Consider the following 18,290-nt stretch of genomic DNA (forward strand, 5'->3'; position numbering starts at 1 on the left):
TAGGCTGACCCGGATGGCCGCCACCCTGCCCACGTTGACGGGAAGCCGGATTGTGATTAAGACCTTCCGCGTGACCGGAATCGGCGACCATGCGAATGCACGTGCACATGCAACTGCGGCCGGAGGCCGGTGAGGCGGCGATGGTACCCGACCTGCCGGCGAACCCGCTGTCCATCGAACTGTCGCTGTCCCACCGCCGGTTCTGGTGGCAGATCGACGACGAGGACGAGCAGCCGGAACAGTGGCACGCCTCGGCCGACATCTCGCCGCTCGACGTCTGCCCCGACGAGCTGCGGCACGTCGGCGACATCTCCCTCGTCATCGCCGACCTCACCAAGGAACGCAACCTGCTGGACTCCGTGGTGCTCGGCGAGTGGGCACTGGAGTTCATCGCCGAGACCGTGATCGACCCCGACGAGGGGAAACTGCACCCCGAGCTGGACAAGGAGATCTCCCCGGGCCCGGCCCGGATGGTGATCCTGCGCCGCGTCGAGCTCGTCGAAGCCTGGCGCGGGCACGGCCTCGGCGCCGCCCTGATCGCCAGCGCCCTGCGCATCCTCGCCCCCGACGCCCGGCTCGGCGCCAGCCGCGTGTCACCGCTGGACTTCCCGTGCCCCGGTGACCGGGTCGCCGCCGAGCTGGCCAGCGTCCGCGCCGGGGCGATGCTCGAACGCGTCGGCTTCCGCCGGTGGAACGGGGTGCACGTCGTCGACCTGCGCGACCCGGCGCTGCTGGACGCGCGCATGGAGATCCTCGACCAGTGGTGGCCCGAATCCGACAGCGGTGAACGCTAGAACAACGTCCGTACCGTTCCACAAAGGACATACCTGTCGTCGAACACCGGCACCAGCCGCCACTTGTCGAACGTGGTGCACGGGCGCGACACGCCGAAGGCGACCCGGTCCCCCACCGCCAGCTCGCCGCCGCGGAAGTGGGCGTGCTGGTCGTTGAGCGCGATCAGCCCGCCGGGCGGAGCCGGTTCGATCTCGTGCGTGTCGCGGCGGATCCGGTGCAGTGGCACGGGAAATCCCGCGTCGACGCCGGTGTCGCGCTTGCCGAAGTCCAGGATCGCCAGCCCCGGCTCGGGGCAGGACAGCACGCGGCTCCACAGCTCCAGGCTCGGGCGCAACGGCAGCGTGCGGTACTCCGTGCCCACGATCGTCCGGTAGTCCTCGTAGACGAGGGAGTCGTGGGTGACGTAGCAGCCGCTGCGCAGCACCACGCGGATCGCCCGCCCGGCCTGCCACCTGGGACCCAGCTCGTCGACGACCACCTCCGGGAACGCGCTGCCCCCGACCGTCACGACGAACTCCCCGTTCCCCGCGAGCTCGTCGGCGGCGTCCCGCAACCGGCGCAGGTAGCCGCGGACGTTCGCGAGCAGCTCCGCGGCCGGGGTGCCGCCGATGATGCCCTCGAAGCCACCGATCCCCGCCAGCTCCAAAGCTTCCGACGCACGGACGCGTTCCGCGAGCGACCGCAGCGCCGCGAGGTCCCGCACCCCGGTCCGGCCACCGGGCACACCGAGCTCCACCAGCACCGGGAGCGGACGGGTGCGCTGCCCCAGCTCCTTTTCGAGGAGCTCGACCCCGTCGAGGGAGTCGACGTAGCAGTAGCACGTGAACCCGGGATCGCGCGCCAGCTCGGCACCGAGCCAGCGGATCGCCTGCGGGTCGGTCAGTTCGTTGGCGAGCACGATCCGGCGGGCGCCCAGTGAGCGGAACGCCCTGACCTGGCTCGGCGAGGCGAGCGTCAGCGCCCACGCCCCGCGTTCGAGCTGCGCCTCGGCGATCTCCGGCGACATCGTCGTCTTGACGTGCGGGGCGAGCGCGAGCCCGTGCTCCCGGCAGAACCGGGCCATCGTGGCGAGGTTGTGGTCGAGCGCGGAACGCCGGAGCGCCAGCACCGGGGTCAGGAAGTCGTCCAGGGTGGCGCTCAGCGCGGCCGCGGGCCTGCCGACGGCGTCGAACGGGAAGGCCTTGTCCCGCGCGGTGATCGTGATCTCGGGGAGGTCGAGCACCCGCGTCACTCCACCCTGCCGCGGCGCGCCGTCTCCCACGGCCACTCGGCGAACCGCTCGACGTACCACTTGTTGAACTGGGCGTTGTCGCGGAAGCCGCACCGCTCGGCGGCGGCGCGGACCGAGGGCTGCTCGCCACGCAGCAGGAACCGGCGCACGCAGTCCAGCCGCACCCCGCGCAGGTACTCGTGCGGCAGGCAGCCGTCCTCCTGGAACGCGCCGGTCAGCTCGGCGAGCGTGGCCCCGGCGAGCTGCGCGTAGTACGTCATCGACCGGCCGGAGAACGGGTCGGAGTCCATCAGCACCTTGACGAACGCCACCAGCTCCGCCGAATCCCAGCCGCCGCGCCGCAGCCCGCCCGAGAACTGGTGCGGCTGGTTGCGCACGACCCAGTCGACGAGCACCTCCTCGGCGTGGCGCGTCAGGCGGTCACCGGGCGGGCCGGTGAGCAGCCGGCGCACGCTCTTGGCCAGCGGGCCGGCATCACCGAGCAGGCTGCGCACGAGCGGCCGGAACGACACGATGCCCTCGGGCGGGAACGCCAGCAGCGGGGCGAGCCGCGCCCGCAGCAGGTCTGGGCGGATGCGGATCACGCGGAACAGCGAGCCGCTCGCACACCGGATCGTGCTCAGCTGCTCCGGTGACGCCGCGACCACGGCACCGCTGCCGAGTTCGAGATAGCGCTTTCCGTGCCGGCACACCAACCGTCCACGGAAGACGATGAGGAGGAAGTAGTCCGGTTGCGGGCCTTGGAGTTCTATCGTCGCGTCACACGTGTAGGCCAGGGTGCCCACGACGAGCCGCGGGCCGGCCAGCGCGGTCACGCGCACCTCCAGCCGCTGCCCGCGCTCGACCCGGACGAGGTGCGGGCCCAGCACCCGCGCCGCGTCGTGCTCCTCGTCTGTCATGGCGTCACGTTCTTTTCGTCTGGAACGGCCGTTTCATTTCTCACGATAGTCAGCGCGCCAGCGGCCAGTCAACGCCCCGGCACTCAGGAATACCGGGTCTGCTGCGGGGTTTCGCCGAACTCGCGGTAGTACCACTTGCTGAAACCGGGTTCGGTGAAACCCCAGCGCTCCGCGACGGACTCCACCGTGACGTCCCCCGGCTCGGCCCAGCGCAACGCGAGGTACGCCCGGCGCATGCGCACGTGGTAGAGGTAGCCCGGGATCGACTGGGACAGCCTGCTGCGGAACGCCTCGTCGAGCGCCCGCGTGCTGATGTCGAGGTCACGCGCCAGCGAGCCCTCGGTGTGCGCCTCCTCCGGCGTGCTTTCCAGGATGTCGATCGCGCGACGCAGCGTGTACGGCGGCGCCGGCAGCGGGCGGGTCTCGAGCACCGCGCTGTAGCTGTTCGGCTGCACGCGCAGCAGCCCGACGGCCAGGCTCTCCTGGAAGTGCCCCTCCCACAACCGCCTGCGGAACCCGTGCTCCGGATTGCTCGCGCGGCGGACGTAGGTCAGCAGGAAGTCCACCCAGCGCCGCTGCCGCGCGCCCTGGCAGTCCAGCCCGAGTTCGAACCTCAGCGGCCAGGGGACGTACCCGCCGAGCAGATCGCTGAGCACGCCCTGCAGGAAGGGCCACGAGAGCTTGGTCAGCAACAACCGCGCGTCGGCGGACAGGCGCATGCTCAGCGGTTCGGTGTTCCGGCTGATGAGCATCCGGTCCGGAGTGGACAGTAGTTTTTCGGACCCCGAGGTGATGGTCGCGCACCCGGCGATCGGGACCTGGAGCGCGATGAAGTCGTGCGTCAGCCCCGGATCGACCGCGACGGCCGCGCCGTAGTGGACGTAGTTGAGCACGACGTTGCCCAGCGCCAGCGAGTTCATCTCGGCGTCGATCCGCGCGTCGCGTTCGAGGGTCACGACGTCGTGGGGACACAGGATGCGACTCATCTCGTCACGTACGTGGTCCAGGTCACCGGAACGGAAGAGCCGATGACCTTGTAAGGGCAATGCCATTTCTCCCTGTACCTCCGTCGCGCGCGAGTTCGGGGCTCTCGGCTCGAGGACTAGGTTCGGTAGCAGCACAATCAAGAGAAGAATCACATACTACGCCGAACCGGCTAGGAAACAAGGAGTTTCGGCTACCGAAAGTAGGCCGGGCACCCGTCCGTGGCGGATTTCTCCGCTTGTTTCCCGTTCAATTCCCCGCCAGCCTGAGCAATTCCGCCAGGTGCAGCGCCTTGACCGGTGTTCCACGCAGGCCCTGCCGCAACTGGCGCAGGCAGCCGGGGTTCACCGCCACCACGTAGTCCACCCCGGCCGATTCGATCTCCGCGAGCTTCGGCGCCAGCACCTCGCGGCTGTCCGCGGGCCGCAGGAGCGAATACGTTCCCGCCGCACCACAACAACTCCCCGCGTTCGGCAGCTCGACGTAATCGGCCACCGCTTTGATCAATTCACGCGGTTCGCGCGTCACGCCCATTCCGTTGCGCAGGTGGCAGGAATCCTGCAAAGCCACCCGCGCCCGCCTGCCGTCCACCCGCACTTCCCCGTCCGGCCACGCGTTCCGTTCGACGAGCCATTCGCTGAACTCCTTCACGCGGTCCCGGCCGAGGTGCGCGGTCAGGTGCGCGGCACAGCCACCGGCGGTGGTGACGATCGTTCCGGGTAAGCGCTTTCCGAGTTCCCGCGCCAGTTCGGCGCCACGGCCGGATTCGCCGTTGTGCGCGTGCAGCGCGCCGCAACAACCCTGGTTCGCGGGGACGTTCAAATCCGGCGCGATGCGCAGCGCCGCCCGGCTCACCGCCGGGTACAGGCCGCGCTCGACACAGCCCAGCATCAACGACTCCGCCCGCCCGCGTGCGCGCGCGTGGCGGCGCACGAGGCCCTGCAACCGCAGCAGCCACCGCCGCGCCACGACCGCCATCAGCACGCGCGCGAGCCACGGCCGGTCACGGCCCCGCCACTGGTGGTCGCGCCACTGTTCGAGCAGGTTGCCGTACTGCACGCCGGCCGGGCACACCGGTTCGCAAGCCCGGCAGCCGAGGCAGAACGACGACTGTTCCACCAGCGTCGGGTCATCCGGTTCGAGCTGCCCGGTTTCCAGCGCGCGCATGAGCGTGATCCGGCCGCGTGGCGAGGACGCTTCCTCGCCCGTCAAGGCGTACGTCGGGCAGGCGGGCAGGCAGAAACCGCAGGAGATGCAGCGCTCGAGCAGCTCGTCGTCGAAGATCACGAGCCGACCTTCCCGGGGTTGAGGATGCCGGCGGGGTCGAAGGCGGACTTGATGCGGCCCAGCAGGCGCAGCTGGTCGGTGCCCAGCCGGTCGGCGAGGAACGGCAGTTTCGCCGCACCCACCCCGTGTTCGCCGGTGATCGTGCCGTCGAGCCTGATCGCCGCCGCGAAGATCTCCGCGAACGCCTTGTGCGCGCGGTCCACCGCCGCACCGTCGTCAGGGTCGAGCACGCACGTCGGGTGCAGGTTGCCGTCCCCGGCGTGCCCGAACGTCGCGAAGCGCAGGGCGTAGCGCGCGGCGATTTCGTTGATCTGGTCGACCATCGCGGCCAGTTTCGGGCGCGGCACCGTGACGTCCTCGAGGATCGTCAGCGGAGCGAGCCGGGACAGGGCGGGCAGGGAACACCGGCGCGCGGCGAGCAGCGCGTCGGAACGGGCGACGTCCTCGGCGAGCGTCACTTCCAGCGCACCGGCCTCCGTGCAGATCTTCCGCAGCCGCACCAGGTTTCCCGCGACCACCTCGATCGGCCCGTCGTCGCCGAACAGCAGCAGCGCCCCGGCGTCCTGGCGCAGGCCGAGCCGCGCGAAGTCCTCCACCGCGCTGATGCAGTTCTGGTCCAGGAACTCCAGCGTGGCCGGCACGATGCCGGCGGACAGGATCGCCGTGACGGCGCGGCAGGTGTCGGACAGCGTTTCGAAGTACGCCACGCCCGTGCCCGTCTCGGCGGGTTTCGGCAGCAGCGCCACCGTCGCCTCGGTGATCACCGCGAGCGTGCCTTCGGAACCGGTGAGCAGCCGCGTGAGGTCGTAACCCGCGACGTCCTTCCACAGCCTGCCGCCGGTCCGGATGACCTCTCCGGTCGGCAGCACCGCCTCCAGGCCCAGCACGTAGTTCCGCGTCACGCCGTACTTCAGCCCCCGCAGCCCGCCCGCGCAGGTCGCGATGTTGCCGCCGACCGTGGACGTGGTGCGGCTGCCCGGATCCGGCGCGTACAGCAGGTCCCTCGCCCCGGCGGCGTCGGCGAGCCGGGCCGTGGTGACGCCCGGCTGCACCCTGGCGAGCAGCTCCTCGTTGCTGATTTCGAGGATCCGCGTCATCCGCGTCAGTGCGAGCACGATGCCGCCCGCGAGCGGGACCGTCGCGGCGCACAGGTTGGACCCGGCGCCGCGGGGCACCACGGGAACCCGGTGCTCGGTCGCGAGCCGCAGCACGGCGGCGACCTGCTCGGTGGTCCTGGGCAGCACGACGACGTCCGGCCTGCCCTCGAACAACGGGGTCGCGTCGCGGCCGTACACCGCCAGTTCACCGGGGGCGAGTCGCACGCCGTCGAAGCCCACGATGTCGGTGAGCGCGTCTACGACTCCGTCGGGCAGCTCCATCAGGCCTGTCCGCACACGGTCCGCTGCCGCCCGAGCCCGGCGACCTCGATCTCCACGACGTCGCCCGCGCGCAGGTACGGGTAGCGGCCGGACAGCGCCACGCCCTCGGGGGTGCCGGTGTTGAGCAGGTCCCCCGGTTCGAGCACGAGGAACTGGGACAGGTGCCAGATGATCTCGGCGACGCCGAAGATCATGTCCGAGGTCTTGGAGTCCTGGCGCGGTTCGCCGTTCACCCACGACCGGATCTCGAGCACCTGCGGATCGGCCACCTCGTGCGCGGGCACGAACCACGGGCCCACGGGGTTGAACGTCTCGCAGCACTTGCCCTTGGCCCACTGCCCGCCGGGGCGGCCGAGCTGGAAGGCGCGTTCCGACACGTCGTTCGACGTGACGTACCCGGCCACGCAGGCGCGCGCCTCGTCGAGGCTTTCCAGGTACCGCGCGCGTTTCCCGATGACGACGCCGAGTTCGGCCTCCCAGTCCGTCTTCTCCGACGCCCGCGGGATCAGCACCTCGTCGTACGGTCCGACGACGGTGTTGGGCGACTTGTGGAACAGGATCGGCTCGGACGGCGGCGCGTCCCCGGATTCGGCCGCGTGGGCGGCGTAGTTCTGCCCGATGCACAGCACCGCCCCCGGGCGCGCGATCGGCGCCCCGATCCGCAGGCCGAGGATGTCGGTCTCCCGCAACTCCCCCGAATCCAGCGCGATCCGCGCCCGCCGCGGCCCGTCCTGCGCGAAGAACACGCCGTCGATGTCCGGCGTCAGCGGCGTCAGGTCGTAGTACCGGCCGTCCTCCAGCAGCACCGGCCGCTCCTCACCCGGCGGCCCGACCCTGAGCAACTTCATCTGCCTCGTCCTTCTATCTGTCGTCCGAGTAGGCGACGACGTCGATTTCGAACTTGATGCGGCTGCTCAGGCAGCCGGTCAGCGTGGTCCGCGCGGGCAGCGGGTCGCCGAAGTACTCGGGGTAGATCCGGTTGAACTCGGGCACGTCCTTGGCGTCGGTGACGTACGCACCCACCTTCACCACGTCCCGCAGCGTCAGGCCCGCGTCCGCGAGGATGCGCCGCACGTTCTCGATCGAACGGCGCATCTCCTCCTCGAACGTGCCCGGCACGATCGAGCCCGAGGCGTCCACCGAAGCCTGCCCCGAGACGAAGACGAACCCGCCCGCCTCGCGGTACGGGGAGAACCGCGTGGTGTGCCCGTCCTTCGACTGCGCGTGGGTCATGCGCTGACCCACTGGGTGAGGGCCTTCTCGAACCGGGTCAGCGCGGCGTCCAGTTCCTTCGGGCCGTGCGCCGCCGACACGTACCAGACGCCGCGCCCCGCGACCCACAGGCCGTGCTCGACGAGGACGGGCACGAAGCGCTCGTACCGGGCGAGGTCGAGCTTCTGCAGCGAGCGGTAGTCCGTCACCTCGACGTCGCCGAACGAGACGTGGAACGCCGCCGGCAGCCCGGAAACCCGCAGCGGCAGGTTGCGGGCGAGCCCGATCTCCCTCAGCCCGGCCATGAGCGCGGTGCCGTGTTCGGCGACCCGCTCGTACGGCGGTTCGTCGATCAGCGTGCCGACCGACGCGACGACGGCCGCCATCGCCATGACCGACGCGTTGAACGTGCCGGAGTGGTTGACCTCACCCGTGCCGAAGCGCGCCATCAGGTCGGCGCGGCCGGCGAGTGCCGCGACCGGGAAGCCACCCGCGATCGCCTTGCCGTAGGTCGCGAGGTCCGGCGTCACGCCGTAACGCTCGGTCGCGCCGCCGAGGCCGAGCCGGAAACCCGCGATCACCTCGTCGAAGATCAGCACGATGCCGTGCTCGTCGCACAGCCTCCGCACCTCCTCCAGGTACCCCGCGCGGGGTTCGATCACGCCGGCGTTGATCATGATCGGCTCCATGATCACGGCGGCGACCTGCTCACCGTCCCGCCCGAGGACGTCCGCGAGCCGCTCGGCGTCGTTCCACGGCAGGATGATCGAGTCTTCGAGGTGGCTCGCGAGCTGCCCCCGGCTCGCCGGCCCCCACCGCCCGTCGCGCTCGCTGATCAGCACGTTGTCGAGCCAGCCGTGGTAGTGCCCCTCGAACCGCACGATCTTGGTGCGGCCGGTGACCGCCCGGGCGAGACGCAGCGCGGCCTGCACGGCCTCGGTGCCGGTCATGCTGAACCGGACGAGGTCCGCCCAGCCCAGCGCCTCCAGCACCAGTTCACCGGCGCGGACCTCGAGCTCGTGCTGCCCGCCGAAGATGACGCCGTCCTTGCAGGCGCGGAAAACAGCGTCGATCACGTGGCCCGGCGCGTGGCCGAGGAAGTTCGGCCCCTGGCCCAGCAGGTAGTCGACGTAGTCCTGCCCGTCGACGCTGTAGAGCCAGGCCCCCTGCGCGCGCTGGATGAAGTCACGCGCCCCGGCCAGGCGGACGTTCGAATGCACGCCCCCGGGGGTGAGCCGCAACGCGCGGTTCCTCAGCTCGTCCGAACGCGGCGTACGCCCCGGCGCGTCATCAACCATCGAAGATCCCTTTCAACAGCCCGGAAATCGAAATCCCTGCCCGGCAGGCCGATCCGCGGTGAGTTTCACTAGATGAAACGCAAGATCTGTGTTCATTCAAGCTACGGCGAGTGGCCGAGAACAGTCAAGGGGGGCGAACACCGCCGACGGCCCCATACCACCGCCCGTTCCCGCCCGGCTCTGGCCCCCTGACATCGGCCTTCGCGGAGCGGTAGCATCTGAAACGCTCACGTTGACGGTCGAAATGAGGTAGCAGTGGCACGCCGCAAGGGGAAGCAGGATCCGGACGACATCCCGGCCAGCGAACAGGATGCGAACGAAGAGGAACGCGATTACTCGGTACGCGCGGTGGAACGGGTCTGCCTGATCCTGAACCTGCTGCAGGAATCGGTGGACGGCATCACCCTCAACGAGGTGGCCCAGACCACCGGCCTGCCGAAGTCGTCGGCCTTCCGGTACCTGTGGACGCTGGAGAACCACCGCTACGTCGAGCGCGACGAGGCGGGCGGGCTGTTCCGGCTCGGCCTCGGCTTCGTCGGCATGCAGTCCCGGCACCTGGAGATCCTCCGCGAGCGCGCCCGGCCGTTCCTCGAGCAACTGCGTGACGACATCGGCGAAACCGCGAACCTCGGCCTGCTCGACGGCGATCACGTGATCTACCTCGACATCGTGGAAAGCCGCCGCGGGGTCCGGCTGGCCGCCTCCCGTGGCGACCGCGACCCGATCCACTGCACCGCGCTGGGCAAGGCCATCGCCGCGCAGCTGCCCGAGGACCGGGTCCGTGAGCTGCTCGACGAAACCGGCCTGGCGAGGCGGACCGACAACACGATCACGAGCATCGACGAGTACCTCGAAGAGCTCGGGAAGGTGCGCCGGGTCGGGTACGCGATCGACGACCGCGAGAACGAGGACGACGGCCGTTGCGTCGCCGTGCCGCTCCTCGGCACCCGCCTGCCCGCCGCGATCAGCATCAGCGGACCGTCCTCACGGTTCTCCGCGCAGGAGGCCCGCAAGGCGGCGAAGGTGCTGATCGACATCGCGGCCGGGATCGCGACGAACCCGGTGGCCGTCGGCTGACGCGCGCGGGCGAGGTGGCCCCGGCCGAAGGGGGCAACCGCCCACCGCGTCAGTCCAGCCCGCCGTGCCACGCATCGATGGCGGCGGGCACTTCGTCGAGCCCGAGTGGACTGATGCGGGCGAGGTCCGGCGCGAAGCGGTTGAGGTCCTTCCACCCCGCGCCCGTGAGCACGAGCACCGGCTCGTCCTCCCCGCCGACCCGTCCCGCGTGGACGTCCGCGGTCAGCGCGGCGAGCCCCGCCGCGGCCGCCGGTTCGACGAACACCCCCTCCACCTCGGAAAGCACCCGCTGCGCCGCGAGGATTTCTTCGTCCGGCACGCTGACGCCCCAGCCGTCGCACTTGCGCACCAGCTCCGCGGCCAGCAGCCCGTCGGGCGGGTGCGGCAGCTGCAGTGCGGAGATCCCGCTCGTGCAGGTGTCGATGGCGGGTTCGGGCAGCTGCCCGGCGAGGAACCGCGCGATGGGGTCGCACCCCGTGGGCTGGCAGGCGATGGTCCGCGCCCGCATCCCCCGGTGCAGCACGCCACGGGAGACCGCGGCCAGCAGCCCGCCGCCTCCCGTCGGCACGTAGACGTGGGTCGCGTCGGGGTGCTGCTCGGCCAGTTCGTAGGACAGCGTGTCGATGCCGCGCATGCCGTCGGGGTTGAACGCGTGCGCGGTGGTGGCGAGGTAGAGGTCGTGCCGCAGCGCCGCGGCGCGGACGTGCCCGAACAGCCCGGTTTCGCTCTTGCCGGACGCCCGGTTGCCCACGCCTTCGACGGCCGCCACGCCGATCGGGTAGGGCAGCAGCGGCAGCCGTTTCTCCTTGGGCGCGGAGGCCACGAGGCAGACGAACCCGGGTAGCCCCGCGCGGGCGCCGTAGGCGGCCATGGCGGCGCCGGCGTTGCCGGAGGAGGTGGTGACCCAGCCCCGCTGGCCCCGGCGCTTCGCGAGGGAAATGGACATCGCAGCGACGCGGTCCTTGTAGGACCCGGTGGGGTTGACGGTCTCCAGCTTGGCGGTGAGCGAGGCGACCCCCAGCCGCCTCGCGAGCTTGTCGAGCGGGACGAGCGGCGTGTCCCCCTCACCGAGGGAGACGAACTCGCCCACCTCCGGAAGATCGTCCGCGAACCTGCTCAACCCGAGGGCGTTACGCACCACAACGGCTCCCACCTCCGCGGCGGGGAGCCGCGGATCCCAGGGACAGCTAAGGTGAAACGATCATTTCATCCTAGGTCAGGGTGGGCGGTTCCGTCACGAGGTCTTTCCGAGCGGCCGCGCCGGCACACCCGCGACCTTGCTGCCGGGCGGCAGGTCCTCCCGCACGACGGAACCGGCACCGATCACGACGTCGTCGCCGATCTTCAGCCGCGGCAGGATCACCGCACTGGCGCCGATGAACACGCGGTTCCCGATCGCGCAGCCGCCGCCGACGAACACGAGCGGGCTGAGGGTGGTGTGGTCACCGATCGTCACCTCGTGCCCCACCACGCAGTTGACGTTGATCAGCACCTGCCTGCCCAGCTGCGTGTCGATGTTGACGCAGGCGCCGGCGAGCACGATCGACCCCGGCCCGACGCCGACCCCGTCCTCGACGTAGGCCCGCGGGTGCACGAGCGTGTAAGGCTCGCGCCCGGCTGCTAGCGCGCGCCGGTCGATGTCCTCCCGTGCCGCGGGATCCGCGACCGCGATCACGTACCGGGCGTCGACTTCGGGCAGGAGGTCGTCCCCGCCGAGCACCGGTGGTCCCTCGGATGCGTTGTCCAGGAACCCGATCGCCCTGACGTCCCCGTCGATGCGCTGGGTCCCGTTCAGCATGGCTTCGATCCGGCGCCCGAGACTGCCGTACCCGAGGATGACCACGCGGTTCAGCACCGCACTCCTCCGTCCACGAACTCCTTGTGGAGCAGCCCGTCCAGCGGCTCCCGCAGGAGGTGGTGCACGATCCGCTCGGCCGCTTTGCCGTCGCCGTAAGGGGAGGTCGCCGTCGCGGTCACGCGCTCGTGTTCCGGCGCCAACGCTCGTCGCACCGCGGCGGTGATCTCGTCCGCGCCCGTCCCGCAGTCGATCACGGATGCGGCACGCGGTCTCCCCTCCTGGCGGCGCCCGATGTTGACGGTCGGCGTCTGCACCGCCGGAGCTTCGATCAGGGCGCTGGACGAGTTCCCCAGCACCAGGTCGCACGACATCATCAGGTCGAGGTAGCCCTGCTGCCCCAGCGACGGGAACAGCGCGCTCCGGTCCGGGTTCCGCTCGACGAACTCACGCAGGCGGCGGTTGACCTCGGCGCCCCCACTGTCCACGTTGGACGCGGTGAAGGCGATCGTCGCCTGGGGGAACCGGTCCAGCGCGGCCGTCAGCCCTGCGAGGCCGGCCGCCGAGTCGGCCGGGTCCGCCGTCACGGAGTGGTACGTGACCAGGAGGAGCGGCTTCCCGTCCGGCAGGCCCAGTTCGCCCAGCACCTCGGCCCTGCGTGGTCGTGGGCGGGACAACACCTCGTCCAGCCCCAGGGAACCCACGACGTGCACGCGGTCGGCGGGCTCGCCGAGCTGGACGATCCGGCGCCGGAACTCCTCCGTCGAGGTGAAGTGCAGGTGCGCGAGCTTCGTGATCGCGTGCCGGATCGAGTCGTCGACGGCTCCTCGGGTGACCTGCCCGCCCGCGATGTGCGCCACGGGGATCCGGCTCAACGCCGCCACCGCCGCCACGGCCAGCGCCTCGTACCGGTCGCCCAGCACGACGAGCAGGTCCGGCGCCAGGCCGAGCAGCGCGTCGGCGTACCCGGCGGCGGCCACCCCGAACGACTTGGCCATCGCGTGGGGCGAGTCGCCGGCCAGCACGTTGGTCACCACCTCGTCCACCGGATGGCCGTCCCGCCGGATCGCCTCGATCGTCAGGCCCTGCTCGGCCACCAGGTGGCCGCCCGAGACGAGCAGGCGGAGGTCGGCCTCCGGTTCCTCGCGCAGCCGCGCGAGGAGGGGGCGCAGTGGGCCGTAGTCGGCACGGGAACCGGTCGCGACACAGATCCGCCGCGTCACAACCTGGCCACCGGCTCGAGCAGCGACGCGACCTCGGCGTGCAGTGCCGGGTCGAGGGGTTCGTCGACCTTGGCGAGGTTCTCCGACAGCTGGTCCGGCCTGCTCGCGCCCACGATCGCACTCGTCATCGCCTCGTCGTGCAGGCACCAGGCGATCGCCAGCTGAGCGGCCGTGTACCCCGCGTTCTCGGCGATCTTCTTGAACTCCTGCACCGCCTCCAGCACCCCGGGCCGCAGGTACCGGTCGAGGAACCAGCCGTCCCCGGACGCCCGTCGGCTCCCCTCCGGGACCGCCCCCGGCGCGTACTTCCCGGTCAGCAGCCCCATCGCCAGCGGCGACCACGCCAGGACACCCGTCCCCGTCCGCCGGCACGCGGGCAGGACCTCGGGCTCGATCGTGCGCCAGAGCGCGGAGTACTGGACCTGGTCGGACACCGGGACGGCCCAGCCCGCCGCGCGGCAGAGCTCGATGACCTCCACGAGCTTGTCCGGCGGCCACTCCGACACGCCCCAGTACAGGACCTTGCCTGCCCGCACCAGGTCGTCCATCGTCCTGGCGACCTCCTCGACCGGCACCTCGGGGTCGTACCGGTGGCACTGGTACAGATCGACGAAGTCCACGCCGAGCCGCCGGAGCGAACCGTCGATCTGGCTCATGACGTGCTTCCGCGACAGCCCCCGGCGCAACGGCCCCTCGCCCATCGGCATGTAGACCTTGGTGCCGACGAGGTAGGTTTCGCGGTCCAAACCGGACAATGCCTTGCCGAGCGCTTCCTCGGCGCGTCCGGCCTGGTACTCGTTGGCCGTGTCGAAGAAATTGATCCCCGCGTCGTAGGCCCGGTGGACACAATGGACGGTGTCCTGCTCGTCGACGCTGCCACCGTGGGTCAGCCAGGTGCCGAAGCTCACCACCGAGAGCTTGGCGCCCCACTGCCCGAGTCTGCGATACCTCACTGCGCACTTCCTCGTACCGGGGTTGACCATGACTGCCGCAACGCGGCCGCGACCCGCCGTTGTTCGTCCACGCTCAGCTGGCTGGAACTGGGCAACGACAGGCCCCTGCGGAAGACGTCCTCCGCCACTGCGCCGCCGAGGCGCTCCGATCGTGCATACGGTTTCTGCAGGTGCACCGGCGGCCACAACCGCCGCGCCCCCACTCCGTGCGAGTTGAGCTTCGTCACGAGTTCGTCCGCCTCGATCCCCGCGTCCTCGACCAGGACCGAGTACAGCCAGTGCGACGGCCGCGCCCACTCCTCAGACGGGGGACCCGTCAGCGGAAGTCCGGCCAGCAGTTCGCGGTAGCGCGCGGCGAGGGCGCGGCGGGCCGCGACGGCGTCCGCCAGCTGCTCCAGCTGCGCGCAACCCAGCGCGGCGGCGAGGTTGGGCAGCCGGTAGTTGTACCCGACGGTCTCGTGCACGTACTGGTCGCCCTGCTTGGCCTGGTTGATCAGGTAGCGCGCCTCCCGCGCCAGGTGCTCCTCCCCGGTGACGATCATCCCGCCCGCTCCGCTGGTGATGATCTTGTTGCCGTTGAAGGAAAAACAGCCGAACCTGCCCACGCTGCCGACCGAGCGCCCGGCGAGCGGTCCACCGCTCCACGACGCGCCCAACGCCTCCGCCGCGTCTTCGACGATCGGGATCTCGAACCGGTCCTTCAGCGCCAGCAGGGGTTCCATGTCGGCCGGATGGCCGAGCACGTGGACGACCTCGACGACGTCCGGCAGCCGGTCACCGGTGCGTGCCCGGCGGACGACCTCGTCGTGCAGGCGGGCGGTGTCCATGTTCCACGTGCGGGGTTCGCTGTCCACCAGCAGGAGATCGGCCGCGCAGTAGGTGGCGGCGTTCGCCGAGGCGATGAACGTGAACGTCGGCACGGCCACCAGCCGGCCGGGCCCGGCGCCCGCCAGGCGGAGCGCCACGTGGAGCGCGGCGGTTCCGCTCGCACAGGCCACGGCGTGCGCGGTGCCCGTCACCTCGGCGAACTCGCGCTCGAACCGCTCGACGAACCGGCCCGCCGCGGAGACGTTCCCCTCCTCGACGCACTCCGCGAGGTACCGCGCCTCGTTGCCCGCCAGCCACGGCACGGACAGGGGGATCATCGCTGGTAGCTCCCGGCCCGTGCGATCTCCGGCCCGGCCTTGAGCTGGTCGATGGTCCGCATCAGCCCTTCCCGCAGGGACACGGTGGGCTCCCAGCCGAGTTCACGCCGCGCGCGTTCGGGGTTCGACAGCAGGATCTCCACCTCGCTGCGTTCCGGGCGGATCCGCTGTTCCTCCACCTCGATCCGCGAGTCGGAGCCGGTGAGTTCGCGGCACAGCTCCACCAGGTCACCGATGGACACCGTGGACCCGACCCCCAGCTGCACGAGCGAGCCCGGTTCGAGGTCGGTTTCGGCCATCCGGACGAACCCGTCGACGGTGTCGGTGACGAAGGTGAAGTCGCGCTGCGGGCGCAGGCTGCCGAGCCGGATCGTCGGCAGGCCCGCGAGCAGCTGCGTGAGGACCGTCGGGATCACCGCGCGTGCCGACTGCCGGGGGCCGTAGGTGTTGAACGGGCGCAACGTCACCACGTTCACCCCGAAGGACCTGGCGTAGGACTGGCAGAACTGGTCGGCCGCGACCTTCGACGCCGCGTACGGGGACTGCGCGCGCAGCGGGTGCGCCTCGGAGATCGGTACCGTTTCCGGGGTTCCGTACACCTCGCTGGTCGAGGTGTGCACCATCTTGACGCCCTCGTGCTCCCGCACCGCCTCCAGGACGTTGACGGTTCCCGACACGTTCGTATGGAGAAAGGAAACCGGCGCGACGTAGCTGTAGGGCACGGAAATCAACGCGGCCAGGTGGAAGACGACATCGACACCGGCGACCGCGTCACGCGCGGAACGGAAATCGCGGATGTCGCCGAAAATCACCTCGACGCGGGCGAGTTCCTCCGCGGACAGCTGTTCGAGGCAGCCCATGCGGTTGTCGGAGTTGTAGAGGCAGAGCGCACGGACCTCGACTCCGTCGGCGAGCAGCCGTTGCACGAGGTGGCTGCCGATGAACCCGTCAGCCCCGGTCACGAGCGCGCGTTTTCCCGCGAGTCTATTCATCACACCTTGTCCTGGTCGCCGTCCGCACTAATTCATGCGATACCAGGAACTTGTCTACTAGCCGGGGGCGCCGGACGCATGAGAGGTCCGTTTCGCCGGGCTCCGGCCGTTAGAAGGTCGCGTCCGGCTCGAAGGGAAAAAGGGGCCGGCGTCGATGCTGGTAGTCGAACCGGTCCAGGCCGAGCGCGGCTATCCCGTCGGTGTCGACGAGAACCAGTTCACGCGCAATGGGCGCATACGCGGCGCGAGGCGCGTTGACGCCTTTCGCCACGACGATGTGGTGGTCCTCTGGGTTGAGGCCGAGGCTCAGGAACTGCTGCCTGCTGGTGTTCGCCGTCTGTCGCGACATCAGCACCAGCGTGTGACCGTCGGTGGTCTCGACAACCGCTGTGGGGCCCATGTCGTAGAACCGGAAACCGCCGTGGACGGGACGCGTTTCCTCGAACCGCCCATCGCCGAGGTGGCGCACGCGCCCGGTGACGGTGACGGGGCGGCCGGCGGAATGCGGATGCCGCGCACCCACGGTCAGGGTGATTTCCGCGCCGACGCCGGCGACGCGGCATTGCTCTGCCGCATCCGGATCCCAGAGCGTCTGCAGGAGGGAACGGGTACCCCGCCGCTGCGCTTCGGCCAGGATGACGGTCGAGTCGCCCGGGGCGCCACCGCCGATGTTGTCGCCCACGTCGAGCAGCACGATGGGACCGGCCGGTGCGCGCTCGGCGACTTCCAGCGCGGCGGGGACGGTGAGGCCGTGCCCGCGCAGCTCTTCGCGGCGAGCCCAGGCGAGTTCGGCCAGCTCGGTCGCGACCTGCTGGGCCATGGCTTCGTTGCCGTCGGATATGGCCAGGAAGGACATGCCCATCGCGGGAACGTCCGCGTAGGGAAAACCCTCCACGATGCTGGCGGACAGCATTTCCGGCAGCTGCCGGGCGCGCGCGGCCGCGGCGACCAGGTCCCGCATGGGCGCTTCGCCGGTGTCCTGCCGGGCGATGTCGACGACCAGCGGCGGGGTGACCAGCGCCTGTTTCGGCCGGATGGCGCCCTTGGCGGTCGCGTGCACCAGCCGCGTGCAGTCGATGGCGCGGTCACGCGCGTCGACGTGCGGGTTGGTCTGGTAGACGAGGGTCACGGTGACCGCGTCGACCAGCCGCTGGGACAGGTTGGCGTGCATGTCCAGCACGACGCCGACGGGCACGTCCGGCCCCAGCACCTCCCGCACGCGTGCGGCGAGTTCGGCGTCGGCGTCGGGGAATTCCTCGGACACGGCCGCGCCGTGCAGCGCGAGCAGCACGCCGTCCCACGGCCCCTGGCGTTCGAGCTCGTCGAGCATCTCCGCGCTGAAGTCCTCGAAGACGTCGCCGGTGATGGGCCCGACGGGGTTGACGCGGGCGAAGAAGAGCGGCACGAGGCCGATCCCGAGCCGGTCCGCCTCGTCGAGGTAGCCGCCCAGGATCGTCGCGGATCCCTTGTACTCGTCGAGGATCTGCCCGCCGCGGAAGACCCCGCCGCTCTCGAAGAGGGCGCGGTCGGCCTTGATGGCGGAGAACGTGTTGGCCTCGTGGTAGAGGCCCAGCGCCGCGAACCGCATCCTCCGGCAGACCCCTTCCCCGTCGTCCGATCGGTCCAGCTACCCTGTTCCACTGATTGAACTCTTCGATCCAGCTGACGAACCAGGCTACCCACGGGTATGTGGCGTGTCAACGACACGATCATCGCCGGTGACACATCAAACCAACAGGGACGAACTACTCGTCGCGAACGCCTCGAAGATCAGGTGTGGACCCTTGACAGCATGACAGCCAGGAGGCACCGTATTTTCATCCAACAGAACGAGGAGTTCATTTTGACGAAACCTCACCATCGACAACCATTCTCGACCGACTCGTCCACAGGCGAGCGAACAGTCCTCCACGGCGGCGGCAATCCGCCTTGACCACCTGGACACACCTCCCCCGACCAGAAACACTCGCTCGCGATCTGAAGCATCACGGTCGCGAACCGAAGAGCTGACCCCATCGAC

The 18,290-nt window shown here is 70.4% G+C and carries 17 protein-coding genes; 2 read left to right on the forward strand and 15 right to left on the reverse strand.

What is annotated here, in order from left to right; translation table 11 throughout:
* The first annotated feature begins 89 nt into the window (after positions 1-89).
* Positions 90-794: a GNAT family N-acetyltransferase gene (locus BMZ92_RS18130; RefSeq protein WP_143249882.1), complete on the forward strand. Its 705-nt coding sequence runs from the start codon at positions 90-92 to the stop codon at positions 792-794.
* On the opposite strand, the gene BMZ92_RS18135 is transcribed toward BMZ92_RS18130, so the two are convergent.
* From BMZ92_RS18135 to BMZ92_RS18170, 8 genes are all read right to left on the reverse strand, one after another.
* A complete protein-coding gene (locus tag BMZ92_RS18135; protein ID WP_143249883.1) occupies positions 791-2,026 on the reverse strand; it encodes an alanine racemase in 1,236 nt (411 codons plus the stop codon). The two genes, BMZ92_RS18130 and BMZ92_RS18135, sit on opposite strands and share 4 nt — an antisense overlap.
* Positions 2,023-2,925: an AraC family transcriptional regulator gene (locus tag BMZ92_RS18140; RefSeq protein ID WP_091508999.1), complete on the reverse strand. Its 903-nt coding sequence runs from the start codon at positions 2,923-2,925 to the stop codon at positions 2,023-2,025. The genes BMZ92_RS18135 and BMZ92_RS18140 overlap by 4 nt, the downstream gene beginning before the upstream one ends.
* Positions 2,926-3,008: 83 nt before the next feature.
* Positions 3,009-3,911, reverse strand: coding sequence for an AraC family transcriptional regulator (locus BMZ92_RS18145; RefSeq protein WP_177228755.1), 903 nt, complete (start codon positions 3,909-3,911; stop codon positions 3,009-3,011).
* A 247-nt stretch (positions 3,912-4,158) separates the two neighbouring features.
* Entirely contained in the window at positions 4,159-5,196 is a 1,038-nt protein-coding gene (locus tag BMZ92_RS18150) for a (Fe-S)-binding protein (RefSeq protein WP_091509005.1), read from the reverse strand.
* Positions 5,193-6,575 carry an FAD-binding oxidoreductase gene (locus tag BMZ92_RS18155; protein ID WP_091509007.1) on the reverse strand — a complete coding sequence of 461 codons (1,383 nt, stop codon included), beginning with the start codon at positions 6,573-6,575 and terminating at the stop codon, positions 5,193-5,195. The genes BMZ92_RS18150 and BMZ92_RS18155 overlap by 4 nt, the downstream gene beginning before the upstream one ends.
* Positions 6,575-7,423: a fumarylacetoacetate hydrolase family protein gene (locus tag BMZ92_RS18160; protein WP_091509009.1), complete on the reverse strand. Its 849-nt coding sequence runs from the start codon at positions 7,421-7,423 to the stop codon at positions 6,575-6,577. Before BMZ92_RS18160 ends, BMZ92_RS18155 begins: the two co-directional genes overlap by 1 nt.
* Before the next feature lie 13 nt (positions 7,424-7,436).
* Positions 7,437-7,808, reverse strand: coding sequence for a RidA family protein (locus tag BMZ92_RS18165; protein ID WP_091509012.1), 372 nt, complete (start codon positions 7,806-7,808; stop codon positions 7,437-7,439).
* Positions 7,805-9,085, reverse strand: coding sequence for an aspartate aminotransferase family protein (locus BMZ92_RS18170; RefSeq protein WP_091509015.1), 1,281 nt, complete (start codon positions 9,083-9,085; stop codon positions 7,805-7,807). Before BMZ92_RS18170 ends, BMZ92_RS18165 begins: the two co-directional genes overlap by 4 nt.
* 255 nt (positions 9,086-9,340) lie before the next feature.
* Here BMZ92_RS18170 and BMZ92_RS18175 point away from each other — a divergent pair, with 255 nt between their 5' ends.
* The gene (locus BMZ92_RS18175) at positions 9,341-10,162 is read left to right on the forward strand and encodes an IclR family transcriptional regulator (RefSeq protein WP_091509018.1); all 822 of its coding nucleotides are present in this window, start codon (positions 9,341-9,343) and stop codon (positions 10,160-10,162) included.
* A gap of 49 nt (positions 10,163-10,211) precedes the next feature.
* On the opposite strand, the gene BMZ92_RS18180 is transcribed toward BMZ92_RS18175, so the two are convergent.
* The 7 genes from BMZ92_RS18180 to BMZ92_RS18210 form a co-directional block, all read right to left on the reverse strand.
* On the reverse strand, positions 10,212-11,303 hold the full coding sequence (locus BMZ92_RS18180; protein WP_177228756.1) for a pyridoxal-phosphate dependent enzyme: 1,092 nt from the start codon (positions 11,301-11,303) through the stop codon (positions 10,212-10,214).
* Positions 11,304-11,396: 93 nt separating this feature from the next.
* A complete protein-coding gene (locus tag BMZ92_RS18185; RefSeq protein ID WP_091509023.1) occupies positions 11,397-12,017 on the reverse strand; it encodes a NeuD/PglB/VioB family sugar acetyltransferase in 621 nt (206 codons plus the stop codon).
* On the reverse strand, positions 12,011-13,180 hold the full coding sequence (gene neuC / locus BMZ92_RS18190; protein WP_091509025.1) for a UDP-N-acetylglucosamine 2-epimerase: 1,170 nt from the start codon (positions 13,178-13,180) through the stop codon (positions 12,011-12,013). Before neuC ends, BMZ92_RS18185 begins: the two co-directional genes overlap by 7 nt.
* Positions 13,177-14,133 carry an aldo/keto reductase family protein gene (locus BMZ92_RS18195; protein WP_091509028.1) on the reverse strand — a complete coding sequence of 319 codons (957 nt, stop codon included), beginning with the start codon at positions 14,131-14,133 and terminating at the stop codon, positions 13,177-13,179. Before BMZ92_RS18195 ends, neuC begins: the two co-directional genes overlap by 4 nt.
* Positions 14,130-15,278 carry a DegT/DnrJ/EryC1/StrS family aminotransferase gene (locus BMZ92_RS18200; protein ID WP_091509030.1) on the reverse strand — a complete coding sequence of 383 codons (1,149 nt, stop codon included), beginning with the start codon at positions 15,276-15,278 and terminating at the stop codon, positions 14,130-14,132. The genes BMZ92_RS18195 and BMZ92_RS18200 overlap by 4 nt, the downstream gene beginning before the upstream one ends.
* The gene (locus tag BMZ92_RS18205) at positions 15,275-16,270 is read right to left on the reverse strand and encodes an SDR family NAD(P)-dependent oxidoreductase (RefSeq protein ID WP_091509032.1); all 996 of its coding nucleotides are present in this window, start codon (positions 16,268-16,270) and stop codon (positions 15,275-15,277) included. The genes BMZ92_RS18200 and BMZ92_RS18205 overlap by 4 nt, the downstream gene beginning before the upstream one ends.
* Before the next feature lie 109 nt (positions 16,271-16,379).
* Entirely contained in the window at positions 16,380-17,858 is a 1,479-nt protein-coding gene (locus BMZ92_RS18210) for a M81 family metallopeptidase (RefSeq protein ID WP_091509035.1), read from the reverse strand.
* Between the last annotated feature and the right edge of the window lie 432 nt (positions 17,859-18,290).

It is taken from the genome of Amycolatopsis sacchari (assembly GCF_900114035.1).
GTDB lineage: Bacteria > Actinomycetota > Actinomycetes > Mycobacteriales > Pseudonocardiaceae > Amycolatopsis_E > Amycolatopsis_E sacchari.